Here is an 11,653-nt window from a genome sequence, read left to right on the forward strand (position 1 = left end):
GCCTTCTCCGCCGCCACCGCCGCCTTCTCCGCCGCCGACTCCGCCGCCGCCACCGCCGCCGCCACCGCCTTCTCCGCCGCCACCGCCGCCTTCTCCGCCGCCGACTCCGCCGCCGCCACCGCCTTCTCCGCCGCCACCGCCGCCTTCTCCGCCGCCGACTCCGCCGCCGCCGCCGCTTCAGAGGATACCACATGGCCAGGAGAGTGGCCGGCCCTCTGGCCGGGAAACAGGATGCCAGAGGGTTTGGCAGTTCTGTGGCCGAAGATGGAACAGCGCCTGAGCGCCGCACCTGAAAAGTGGGCGTTCTGGCTAGACTGGTATCGGGCCATTCTGGTCGGAAAGCCAATGAACTGGGCCCTGACCCAGCAGATCGCCAAGGAAGTGACAGAGCTACAATGGGACGCCGGATCAAAAGCCGTGGCGGAACGGATCGAAGAGATCAAGAATCTATTCTGGGCAGAAAGCCTGCCGCAACATGAAACGTTGGAAGCGGATTCTGTCACTGGAAAATATACTATAAGAGCGCTGCCATTTGAGCCGAAAGATGCTGTTGAACGCTGGTTGAAGCAGATAGAGTTCGCGACCTCGCTCGCGATTGATAGCAACACCAATGATTTTAACCGAATGAACACGGCGTTCAAATTCATTGATCATAGCCTCGACTCCTGCCGTGACGATCCAAACGCCATTGAACAGAACCTCGGCATCGCGCACGGCATTCTGGAAGGGAACTTGTCCGACCCGGAATTTCACAAAGACGATTCCGTGATCGCACTTGCGACCGTCGTTCGGCAGATCCAGATCCAGATGCGTGCCGATCACCCAGATGTGCGAAAGGCTTGGGAAAAACGGATTGCCCAAAAACTTCGGGAAACCGATAGGGAAACCAAGCTGATGGCGGCCGAAGCCATTCGTGCCGAGACAGCGCGTACCCAAGGTCGGCTCACCATTGAGATGGAACTTGACGCGGAGGCTGCCGCAAACACCATCTCCGAAGACGCTGCGGCCAAGTCTCTGAGCCGCGCGGGTGGGCGATCTGCCAAAATGAATCTCTTGGATCGCACAGGCAAGACGATTAAAGGAATTGACAACTCGGCACCCTACAAGGCGACACGAATGGGAACCACGGGGTGGTCGATTGTCGACTTTCTGCAGTGGTTATTTTGAGGTTCATGGTCAACACATGACTTTACGTTGTGCAATTGGAAGGTATAGAGAGGGCTGCAGCAACAGAGCAGGCATTTGGTAGCAGCGTCATCACGACTCCTTGTCAGTAATTCCGAGACGCAACAACCACCACTCCGCTTGCACCGCCTTCAGTTCACGGGAATTGATCGCCCCTCCGCATTGCTCCATACTGTGCGGCAAATGAGGCAAAGGGGCAAAAGACCCCGCAAGGCGGAGACGGCAGACAATGAAACAGGCACTCGCAGCGCTCTTGTGCGCAGGCACGATTTTCTGGGCGGCGCCCGCGCCGGTATTCGCGGCCAGCGGCGTCATCGAACGGGCCTGCCGGACCTCGGGCAGGAACCGGGCCACGCCTCAACTCTGCGGCTGTATTCAGAGCGTTGCCAATGGCAGCCTGTCGTATTCCGAACGCAGAAAAGCGGCCAAGCTGTTCAAGGACCCGCAAATGGCGCAGGACATTCGCCAGTCGGATCGGAGTAGCGACGAGACCTTTTGGAAAAAATATCGCGCCTTTGGCGAACGTGCCCGCAAATCCTGCGGCTGATCTGCGCCCTCACCTCACGGCTTGACCAATCCGCCCCACAGTTTCACAAAAGGTAAAACTGTGGGAGCCTGAACCATGCTGACCAAAGGCGTCACCCTGCGCGGGCTCGAAGTGTTCGAAGCGCTCGCCGCGACCGGCACCGTTGCTCAGGCCGCCGAGCGGACGGGGTTGAGCCAACCGGCTGTCAGCCAGCAGATGCGCAACCTTGAAACCGCGCTTGGCACCGATCTCGTCGATCACACCCGCCGCCCGATGCAGCTGACCCCGGCGGGGCGCAGTTTTCTCATGCGGGCCCAGGCGGCGCTGGCGCAACTTCGGCTGGCGCAAAGCGAGTTGACGGTGATGGATCTCGGCCATCTCGACACGCTGTCGGTGGGGTTGATCGACGATTTCGACAATGACCTGACCCCGCGTCTAGCCACCATTCTTGCCGACAGCCTCGCCGGTTGCCGGTTCAAACTGATCACCGCACCCAGCCTTGATCTTGGCGCGGCTGTACAAGACGGGCGCTATCACATTGCGGTCACGGCCAGCGCCGGACCGACCCCGGAAAACGTCATAGAATACCCACTCGTACGTGATCCCTTTATCCTCGTTGCGCCAAAGGATGCCATCACCACCGTCAGCGAGATCACCACGCAAGACCTGCCTCTGCTGCGCTATGCGGGCGAACAGTTGATTGCCCAGCAGATCGAAAGCCATCTGACGCATCATCAGCTGGCTTTTGAACACCGTTTTGAGATCGGTAGCCACCTCGCCCTGATGGCGATGGTCGCGCGGAGGATCGGCTGGGCAATCACCACCCCGCTCGGCTATATGCGCGCCGAGCGGTTTCATGATGATATCGACGCTTTCGCCCTGCCCTTTGGCTCCTTTGCGCGGACGATCTCGCTCTTTGCCGGGGCCGATTGGTCCGACCGGGTTCCCCGCGAAGTCGCCGATACCGTGCGGCGGCTGGTCCAGACACAGATGATCAACCCGGCGCATGCACGTCTGCCCTGGCTCGGTGACAGTCTGCGGATCATTGACGACTGAAGCGGTGAACAGTTTTCGTCCTGCTTAATCCAGCGCCTCTGCCAATCCCTGTGCTGCCGCCTCGATGGTGTCCAACGCCCCATCAAAGTCGCGTGTGTAATATGGGTCAGGCACTGCGCTCGCGTCAGAGCCATAGTCGGTGAACAGATGCACCGGCGTTTCGGCACCGACAGGCCGCAGCGCCTCAATATTGCGCAGGTTGTCCGTGTCCATCGCGAGGATCAGATCGAACCGGGTGAAATCCTGCGCACTGAACTGCCGTGCGCGCAGATCGTCCATTGCGACTCCACGCGCTCGTGCCGATGCTTGCATCGGCCCATAGGGCGGCTCGCCCACGTGATAGCCTGCGGTCCCGGCACTGTCCGACACAAGGTCGGGGCGCAATCCGCGAAACACCGCTTCGGCGGTCGGCGAGCGACAGATATTCCCAAGACAAACGAACAGAACACGGGTGGTCATGACACTCTCCTTTGGCCACAGTGATAGGCAAAGGAGACCGCATGGGAAAGATTGTCATCCTCACCGGCGCGGGAATTTCCGCTGAAAGCGGCCTTGGAACGTTTCGCGATGCCGGCGGGCTGTGGGCGCAGCATTCGATCGAGGATGTGGCCACGCCCGAAGGGTTTGCGCGTAATCCGGCGCTGGTACATGGATTTTATAATGCCCGGCGGCAACAGGCAGCAGCAGCACAGCCCAACTCCGCACATCGCGCGCTGGCCCGGTTGCAATCGGATTGTTCCGGCGAAGTGGTGATCGTGACCCAGAACGTCGATGCCCTGCACGAGGCAGGCGGCGCACGTGACGTTCTGCATATGCACGGGACCTTGGCGGGGGCGCTGTGTGCGGCCTGTGGTCATCGCTGGCCTGCACCCGATATGATGGAACCGGGCGAACTATGCCCCCGTTGCGGGGGCGCATCCGCGCGCCCCGACGTCGTCTGGTTCGGAGAGATGCCCTATTACATGGATCGCATCATGGACCATCTGGCCGGGGCCGACATCTTTGCCGCCATCGGTACATCGGGTCAGGTCTATCCGGCGGCGGGATTTGTTCAAGAGGCCAATGCGGTGAACGCACATACGGTCGAGATGAACCTTGATCGCTCGTATATCGCCTCGGCATTTGACGAAACGCGGCTGGGCCCGGCCACCCAGATCGTCGTAGATTGGGTGGCCGAACAGCTTGGGGTTACACGCGCCTAGTGGGTTTTGGCGCCGTGATCTCCACCAGCTTTGGGCTTGCGCGCCAGGTCGACGGGAACTTCGATCATCACATCCCCGGCCTTTTCAAACGTCAGGGTCAGCGGAATGATATCGCCGTCGCTCAGAGGTTGTTTCAGTCCAAGAAACATCACGTGATCACCACCGCGTTTCAACATATGTGTCTCACCTGCGGCGACTTCGAAACCGCCTTCAACTTCGCGCATCTTCATCACACCATTGGCGTCCTCGATATGGGTGTGCAATTCGACACGCTCGGCGATATCGGATTTCACCGCAACCAGCCGGTCATCCTGATCAGTGCCATTCTTCAGCATCATGAACGCCGCTCCGGTGGCCGAGCTTGCTGTCGAGCTGCGCGCATAAGGGTCCATAACGGAAATGTTTGCGGCTGAGTCGCCGGCCCATGCGGTGCCGGTCAGGGTCAACAGGGTCGCAGCCGCGAGCAGGTTTGATTTGATGGACATTATGCCATTCCTCATTCTTTAAACTTTGATTTGTTAGTGGTGTCCGGGATCAAAGCGCCAGAGGCGGCGCCCGCGCCAGCATTGGCGGTTGCGGCAATTCCGTGTTCTGCAACTCTGCGCGCACCGTTGCCAAGCGGCGTGGTTCATCCGCACGGTACGGTTGGGTCTCCGGTTCGGCGACCTGCAGGATCAGCGACAAGGCATATTCCGGACACAGATGCGGCGCACCAACCGGTTCGCCATCCTCGTCCACATAGACCATCACCGGGCCGCCGCCGGTACAAAGTTCGACCAGTCCGGCCGGACCTGGAGCACCGCGTGCAATGGCCATGGCCTGCCCGGTCAGAGCAACCAGCAGGACCAGCGCGATGCCGATATATCTTTTGAAAACAAGCCTCATTCTGCGCCTCGTATAGGCGGCGACAACAGGCCCGTGCAAGCGCAAACAGCCCCGCGAAATCGCGAGGCTGTGCGTCAAATTCGCAGTCCGATCAGGCTTAGGCCGAAGCAGCCGCCTTGGCGATCTCTTTCTTGACCTTCAGCGCGTTGGTCGACAGTTCGTCGTCCTTGGCTTTGGCCAAATAGGCATCCAGCCCACCCCGGTGATCAACGCTACGCAGCGCCGACGCCGAGATCCGCAGCTTGACGCCACGGCCCAGTGTTTCGGACTGCAACGTCACATCATTCAGGTTCGGCAGAAACCTGCGGCGGGTTCTGTTTTTGGCGTGGCTGACATTGTTGCCAGTCATCGGGCCTTTTCCGGTCAGTTCGCAACGGCGCGACATGTCAGGTACCTCGTCTAGTGTCCGATACGGCGGCGCCGCATCATAATGCAAAAGGGCGCCGCACTTGCCGCGCCCGAAATCTGTTCGGTGCTGATAGGCTCAAACCCATGCCTCGTCAAGTCGCCCGACACGCGAAACTTGGCCTTGTTCGCATGGTCGTGCAGAATATTCACCACTCATGCCCAAGCGCGCATGGACAACGCGGCAATCGCAAACCAATCCGGCGAATCGCATTACCGCCTCAGATGCTCTTGCAACATCTCGCGGGCGGCCGCCGATGGGGTCATGCCCCCGGTCGCGACCAATTCCCCCAACCGCTGCATCTGAGAACGTACGTCGTCGTCCTCCAACCGGGCCAGCAGGGCCTGACGCACGTCCTCGTTGAACCAGTATCGCGACTGCGCCGCGCGGCGGCCATCCCAATGCCCATTCTCTTTGCGCCAATCGACCAGGGTTTGCATCTCGCCCCACGCTTCGGCCAACCCGTTTTCTTCGATTGCCGACACCATCATCGCCTTGGGAAAGCCATCCGGGTCCTGAACCCGCTTGCGCAGCAGCCGCAATGCCCCGGCATAGTCCGAACAGGTCCGCGTCGCCGCCGGTTTAAGATCGCCATCGGCCTTGTTCACCAGAATCAGGTCGGCCATCTCCATGATGCCGCGCTTGACCCCCTGCAATTCGTCGCCGCCCGCAGGGGCCAGCAGCAGCAGGAACAGATCGCTCATCTCAGCGACAACGGTCTCCGATTGCCCGACGCCCACAGTCTCGACCAGCACGACGTCAAAGCCCGCCGCCTCGCACAGCGCCACCGCCTCGCGCGACCGCCGCGCAACACCGCCCAGATGGGTCTGGCTAGGCGATGGGCGGATAAACGCATTCGGTTCGCGGCTCAACCGGTCCATCCGCGTCTTGTCGCCGAGAATCGAGCCGCCAGACCGGGTCGAGCTGGGATCAACCGCCAGCACCGCCACCCGCAGTCCCTTTTCGATCAGCATCATCCCAAAACTTTCGATAAAGGTCGATTTGCCGACACCCGGAGTCCCGGAAAGTCCGATGCGCAATGCCTGCCGCCCGTGTTGGCCCAGCCATTCGAGCAGATCGGTCGCCACCGCCCGGTGATCGGCCCGGTGGCTTTCAACCAGTGTGATGCCGCGCGCCAGTGCTCGGCGTTCTCCGGCGAGAATTCGTTTGCCCAGATCGATGATATCCATGCCTGCTCCGCAACTGTCTTGCCGATACATGCCGCGCCGTGCGGGGTGTTGTCCAGACCACCGCTGGACGCCGCGCCGGGCTTTGGCGATAAGACGGGCATGACCCGCACCGATCCCCTGCCCATCGACGACGCGCTGCCCGACCTGATCGCCGCGATGCGGGCGCAGGGCCGCGCTGTGCTCCAGGCCCCTCCCGGTGCAGGCAAGACCACGCGGGTGCCGCTTGCGTTGATCGCAGCCGAGTTGATACCTGCGAACCAACGGCTGATCATGCTGGAACCCCGCCGCCTTGCCACCCGTGCCGCCGCCGAAAGGATGGCCGACACGTTAGGCGAACCGGTCGGGCAAACGGTCGGCTACCGGATGCGGGGCGAGAGCAAGACCTCTGCCGCGACCCGTATTGAGGTTGTAACCGAGGGTATTCTGACCCGGATGCTCCAGTCTGTCCCCGACCTGCTAGGGGTCGGCATAGTGATTTTTGACGAATTCCACGAACGCTCACTGAACGCCGATCTGGGGCTAGCGCTATGTCTTGAGGTGGCCGAAGCGCTGCGCGACGATCTGCGCCTCGTCGTCATGTCTGCAACCCTAGATGCCGCACCTGTTGCCGCCCTGATGAACGCCCCGATGATCACATCAGAGGGCCGCAGTTTTGAGGTTGAGACCCGTTGGCTCGACAAACCCCTCGGCCCAAAGGACCGGCGTGATGACGCCTTGGCAGATCTGGTTGTGCAGGCCGAATATGAAACCCGCGCCATGGGTGGTGGTCTGCTGGTCTTTCTGCCCGGCGAGGGGGAAATCCGGCGCGCAGAGACAGCGCTTGCCCGCCGCTTACCCGACAATTGTGTGCTGCGCCCACTGTTCGGCGCGATGCCCTTTGCCGCGCAACGTGTCGCCATCGCGCCGGTGGATTCAGGCCGCAAGGTCGTGCTCGCGACCTCGATCGCCGAAACCTCGTTGACGATCCCGGATATCCGCGTGGTCGTTGACGCGGGCCAGTCGCGCCGTGCACGGTTTGATCCGGGTTCGGGGATGTCGCGGCTGGTGACCGAGCGTGTCACCCGTGCTGAGGCAACCCAGCGGCAAGGTCGGGCTGGGCGGGTTGCCCAAGGCGCCTGTTACCGGCTTTGGACCCGTGGGGAACAGGGTGCGCTTCTCGCCTTTCCACCGGCCGAAATCGAAGCGGCTGACCTCACCGGACTGGCGCTCGAACTGGCGCTGTGGGGCGCAAACGAAGCTGATCTTGCCTTCCTGACGCCTCCGCCCGAGGGCGCATTGGCCGAAGCGCGTGCACTCCTCACGCTGTTGGGTGCGCTCGATGACAATAACCGGATGACTGAGCACGGTCAGGCGCTCGCCAAACTGCCGCTGCATCCACGGCTCGCGCATATGCTGACGCTGGCTGGCCCTGATGCCGCCCTTCTCGCAGCGCTGATCGCCGAACGCGACCCGCTGCGCGGTGCGCCCTGCGATCTGGCCTTGCGCCTTGCCGCAATGCGCGATCCCAAGGCGTTTGCAAGGTCACGGCCCTACCAAGTCAACGCAGGCGTCATAAACCGTATCCGCACCGAGATCTCTCGCCTCAGAAAGGCCACCAAACCTGGTCACGCTGGCATCGGTCCAGCCGCGATGACCGCCCTTGCCTATCCCGATCGGATTGGTCAGCGGCGCAAGGGTGACGCGCCGCGTTACGTGCTATCAGGCGGTAAAGGCGCTGTTTTGAATGACAGCGACCCGCTTGCTGCGGCACCCTACCTTGTGGCCATCGACACCGACGGCAATCCGCGCGAGGCACGCATCCGGCTGGCCGCACAGATCAGCGAAAGCGATATTCGCGATCTCTTTGCCAACCAGATCACCTGGCAGGAAGTTTGTAACTGGTCCCGACGCGACCGGCGCGTGATCGCCCGGCAACAAGAGCGTTTTGGCGCGCTGGTGCTGCAGGATCGTATCTGGAAGAACGCCCCCGATGAACTGGTAGCCCGCGCCATGCTTGACGGCGTGCGCGACCTTGGCCTGAACCTCACTGGCGCTGCTGCGCGGCTTGCAGCGCGGGTGGAGCTTGTGCGTGCGACCGGTGCCGATCTGCCGGACTTCTCTGTTCCCGGTCTGCTTGATCATCTCGAGGATTGGCTGTTGCCAATGCTGACCAGCGTGCGCAGTGTCGAGGACTGGAAACGTTTTGATCTGTTGCCCGCCCTGCGCGCCGCGCTGAACTGGGAACAAACGCAACTCGTCGATGCCCGCGCGCCCAGTCACTTTACCACACCGCTGGGCCGCAGGGTGCCGATTGATTATGCTGGCGAAGACCCGGAAATCGAAGTCCGGTTGCAGGAGCTCTTTGGCGTCACCGTACATCCGGCCAGTGCCGGGGTGCCGCTCAAAATCACCCTGCTTTCGCCCGCCCAGCGCCCGATCCAGATCACCCGTGACCTGCCGGGTTTCTGGTCCGGGTCCTATGCCGACGTACGCAAGGATATGCGGGCGCAGTATCCGAAACACCCCTGGCCCGAGGACCCGACCGAAGCCGACCCGACCTTGCGGGCCAAACGGCGGCGATAAGACGTTTCTGACAACCCTACTCCGCTGCGATCCAGCTTAAACTGACTGCAATTTGCGGGCCTCGACCCGCGCAAGATCGATCAGATCACGCATGAAAGGCTTGTTCATTTCATCACTGCGCACCGCCGCGTAAAGACGCCGGGTCACGCCCTTTTCGCTCAGTGGTCGGGTGACATAGTCGGACGAATACTTGACCTCGCGCACCACCCAATCCGGCAACACCGAGATGCCGCGATTGGACGCAACCAACAGCAGGATCACGGCAGTCAGTTCAACCTGCCGGATCGCCGCCGGTTCCACCTTGGCCGGGATCAACAACTGGCTGAACACGTCCAGACGTGATCTTTCGACCGGGTAGGTAATCAGCGTTTCACCGCGAAAATCGGCGGCTTCGACCCAAGGTTTTCTCGCCAAGGGATGCGCCGCCGAAGCCACAAAAACGGCTTGATAGTCAAAGAGTTCGATGAAGGTCACGCCCGGCAAATCTTCAGGATCTGACGACACCACCAGATCGACTTCCTCTTTCTGCAGCGCGGGCAGCGCATCAAACGCAAGCCCCGGCCGGATGTCCACATCCACGTCATGCCAGTTCTTGCGAAACCCCTCGAGCACCGGGAACAGCCATTCGAAACAGGCGTGACATTCGATGGCAATATGCATCCGCCCGGTCTTGCCGTCGCGCAGGTTCGAAAATTCGGACAGCGTCGCCTCGACCTGCGGCAGTACCTGTTCGGCCAGACGCAACAATCGGAAGCCCGCCGCCGACAAGGTCATGGGTTTGGAGCGCCGGATGAACAGTTCGACCCCGGCCTGATCCTCCAATCCTTTGATCTGGTGGCTCAACGCGCTTTGGGTGATGTTCAACTGATCCGCCGCCCGCGCCAGCCCGCCGCAATCGTGAATCGCCTTGATCGTACGCAGGTGTCTGAATTCGATATGCATGATCTTCTACCGCTCGCCCCGGTGCATTTCCGCGATCTTTTTGTCGGTGTTGTACTGGCTCAGCGCATAGACCGCCCAGAACGCGGCGGGAATCCAACCGATCAAGGTAAGCTGCAAAAGCAGGCAGAAGAGACCCTGAAATGGGCGACCAATAGTAAAGAATACCACGGGCGGTAGCAGGATCGCGATTATCAGTCTCATGTTCGGCTCATGTTGTTCTTGAGAATTATGAAATTGTCTCACAACACACCCTGTGTCACAAGGGACGAAATCAGAGGATGCCGTCATGACCGTTCCCGCAATTTCGTTTGAATTCTTCCCGCCACAGAATCTCGAGGGATCGTTCCGCCTCTGGGATACGGTCCAGACGCTCGCGCCGTTGGACCCGCGCTTTGTTTCGGTCACCTATGGTGCTGGCGGCACGACACGCGACCTGACTCGCGACGCCGTCGCGACGTTGCACAAATCTTCCGGGCTGAACGTGGCGGCGCATCTGACCTGTGTGAACGCCACCCGCGCCGAAACGCTCGCCATCGCCGACGGATTCGCCGAGGCCGGAGTCACCGACATTGTCGCCCTGCGGGGCGATCCGCCAAAAGGCAGCGGCGCATTTGCCGCGCATGAGGACGGATTTGCCAATTCCGTCGAGTTGATCGAGGCATTGGCTGAAACCGGCAAGTTTAACATCCGTGTCGGAGCCTATCCCGACAAGCACCCGGAAGCTGTTGATTTCAAATCAGATGTCGACTGGCTCAAGGCAAAGATTGACGCTGGCGCAAACGAAGCCCTGACCCAGTTCTTCTTTGAGGCCGAGACATTCTTTCGGTTCCGCGATGCTTGTGTCGCCGCAGGAATTGACGCGCCAATCACGCCAGGCATCCTGCCGATCGAAAACTGGAAAGGCGCGCGGAACTTTGCCCGCCGCTGTGGCGCATCCATCCCGGCTTGGGTCGAGGAGGCGTTTGAAAAGGCCCTTCGCGACGATCGCGAGGACCTGCTGGCAACCGCACTTTGCACCGAACTTTGCAGCGATCTGATCGATGGCGGCGTCGATAAGCTGCACTTCTATACGCTGAACCGGCCAGAACTGACCCGCGATGTTTGTCATGCCCTGGGTGTCACCCCAAAAGTCGAACTCCAGAACGTAGCGTAACGATTGCCCGATGCGGCTCTCCTGATACCTCTTGAGTAGTACAGGAGAACCGCAATGGACATGAGACTTGCAACCGATGTTTCCGAACTTCCGTCGATGGCCGAGGTGCTGTCGATGTCCGGTCTCGAATTCATGCAGGGCATCCTTGACGGAACTGTATCCGGCCCGCCGATTTCCGGCACGCTCGGATATATCTTGCACGCCGTCGAACCGGGACGCGCCGTTTTCCGTGGCGCCCCGGAATTCGAGGTCACCAACCCAATGGGCACAGTGCATGGCGGTTGGTACGGAACACTTCTGGACAGCGCGATGGCCTGTGCCGTCATGACGATGGTTCCGCGCGGCTCGGTCTATACGACCTTGGAATACAAAATAAACATTGTCCGTTCGATTCCGCTGGGCATGGCAATCGAATGCGTCGGCGAGGTTGATCATTCCGGCCGCTCCACCGGCATCGCCCATGGCGAGATCCGTGGCATTGAGGACGGCAAGCTCTATTCCACCGGGTCCACGACCTGCATCATCATGGATATGGCGCGCCGCTAG

The 11,653-nt window shown here is 60.9% G+C and carries 14 protein-coding genes; 7 read left to right on the forward strand and 7 right to left on the reverse strand.

The features are described 5' to 3' along the window. The 3 genes from ABJO75_RS14430 to ABJO75_RS14440 form a co-directional block, all read left to right on the forward strand. Nucleotides 1-1,167, forward strand: a 1,167-nt coding sequence (locus ABJO75_RS14430) for a hypothetical protein (RefSeq protein WP_348432491.1), incomplete at its 5' end; no start/stop codon positions are given. Nucleotides 1,168-1,414: 247 nt separating this feature from the next. Then, complete coding sequence (locus ABJO75_RS14435) at nt 1,415-1,732, forward strand: hypothetical protein (RefSeq protein WP_348125041.1); 318 nt, start codon at nt 1,415-1,417, stop codon at nt 1,730-1,732. Between the two features lie 75 nt (nt 1,733-1,807). After that, nucleotides 1,808-2,767, forward strand: a complete 960-nt coding sequence (locus tag ABJO75_RS14440; RefSeq protein ID WP_348125042.1) for a LysR family transcriptional regulator — start codon at nt 1,808-1,810, stop codon at nt 2,765-2,767. A gap of 24 nt (nt 2,768-2,791) precedes the next feature. Here ABJO75_RS14440 and ABJO75_RS14445 read toward each other — a convergent pair whose 3' ends face one another. Beyond that, a complete protein-coding gene (locus ABJO75_RS14445) occupies nt 2,792-3,226 on the reverse strand; it encodes a low molecular weight protein-tyrosine-phosphatase (RefSeq protein ID WP_348125044.1) in 435 nt (144 codons plus the stop codon). Nucleotides 3,227-3,267: 41 nt separating this feature from the next. Here ABJO75_RS14445 and ABJO75_RS14450 point away from each other — a divergent pair, with 41 nt between their 5' ends. Continuing rightward, the gene (locus ABJO75_RS14450; protein ID WP_348125045.1) at nt 3,268-3,969 is read left to right on the forward strand and encodes an NAD-dependent deacylase; all 702 of its coding nucleotides are present in this window, start codon (nt 3,268-3,270) and stop codon (nt 3,967-3,969) included. Here the strand turns inward: ABJO75_RS14450 and ABJO75_RS14455 are convergent. The 4 genes from ABJO75_RS14455 to meaB form a co-directional block, all read right to left on the reverse strand. Further along, on the reverse strand, nt 3,966-4,454 hold the full coding sequence (locus ABJO75_RS14455; RefSeq protein ID WP_348125047.1) for a copper chaperone PCu(A)C: 489 nt from the start codon (nt 4,452-4,454) through the stop codon (nt 3,966-3,968). The two genes, ABJO75_RS14450 and ABJO75_RS14455, sit on opposite strands and share 4 nt — an antisense overlap. Before the next feature lie 49 nt (nt 4,455-4,503). Further along, nucleotides 4,504-4,854, reverse strand: coding sequence for a hypothetical protein (locus ABJO75_RS14460; RefSeq protein ID WP_348125049.1), 351 nt, complete (start codon nt 4,852-4,854; stop codon nt 4,504-4,506). Nucleotides 4,855-4,951: 97 nt separating this feature from the next. Beyond that, complete coding sequence (gene rpmB / locus ABJO75_RS14465) at nt 4,952-5,239, reverse strand: 50S ribosomal protein L28 (protein WP_348125051.1); 288 nt, start codon at nt 5,237-5,239, stop codon at nt 4,952-4,954. 233 nt (nt 5,240-5,472) lie between these two features. Next, a complete protein-coding gene (gene meaB / locus ABJO75_RS14470; RefSeq protein WP_348125053.1) occupies nt 5,473-6,450 on the reverse strand; it encodes a methylmalonyl Co-A mutase-associated GTPase MeaB in 978 nt (325 codons plus the stop codon). A gap of 99 nt (nt 6,451-6,549) precedes the next feature. Between meaB and hrpB the strand changes: the two genes are divergently transcribed. Beyond that, nucleotides 6,550-9,012 (forward strand): ATP-dependent helicase HrpB, encoded by a 2,463-nt coding sequence (hrpB, locus tag ABJO75_RS14475; RefSeq protein WP_348125104.1) that lies wholly within the window; start codon nt 6,550-6,552, stop codon nt 9,010-9,012. A 36-nt stretch (nt 9,013-9,048) separates the two neighbouring features. On the opposite strand, the gene ABJO75_RS14480 is transcribed toward hrpB, so the two are convergent. After that, nucleotides 9,049-9,954, reverse strand: a complete 906-nt coding sequence (locus ABJO75_RS14480) for a LysR family transcriptional regulator (RefSeq protein WP_348125055.1) — start codon at nt 9,952-9,954, stop codon at nt 9,049-9,051. Between the two features lie 6 nt (nt 9,955-9,960). After that, nucleotides 9,961-10,155 carry a YqaE/Pmp3 family membrane protein gene (locus ABJO75_RS14485; protein WP_348125057.1) on the reverse strand — a complete coding sequence of 65 codons (195 nt, stop codon included), beginning with the start codon at nt 10,153-10,155 and terminating at the stop codon, nt 9,961-9,963. An 85-nt stretch (nt 10,156-10,240) separates the two neighbouring features. Between ABJO75_RS14485 and metF the strand changes: the two genes are divergently transcribed. Continuing rightward, on the forward strand, nt 10,241-11,107 hold the full coding sequence (metF, locus tag ABJO75_RS14490) for a methylenetetrahydrofolate reductase [NAD(P)H] (RefSeq protein WP_348125059.1): 867 nt from the start codon (nt 10,241-10,243) through the stop codon (nt 11,105-11,107). A gap of 60 nt (nt 11,108-11,167) precedes the next feature. Beyond that, nucleotides 11,168-11,653 carry a PaaI family thioesterase gene (locus tag ABJO75_RS14495; RefSeq protein WP_348125106.1) on the forward strand — a complete coding sequence of 162 codons (486 nt, stop codon included), beginning with the start codon at nt 11,168-11,170 and terminating at the stop codon, nt 11,651-11,653.

The sequence above is a fragment of the Sedimentitalea sp. genome (assembly GCF_039973035.1).
In the GTDB taxonomy this organism is placed as follows: Bacteria; Pseudomonadota; Alphaproteobacteria; order Rhodobacterales; family Rhodobacteraceae; genus Sedimentitalea.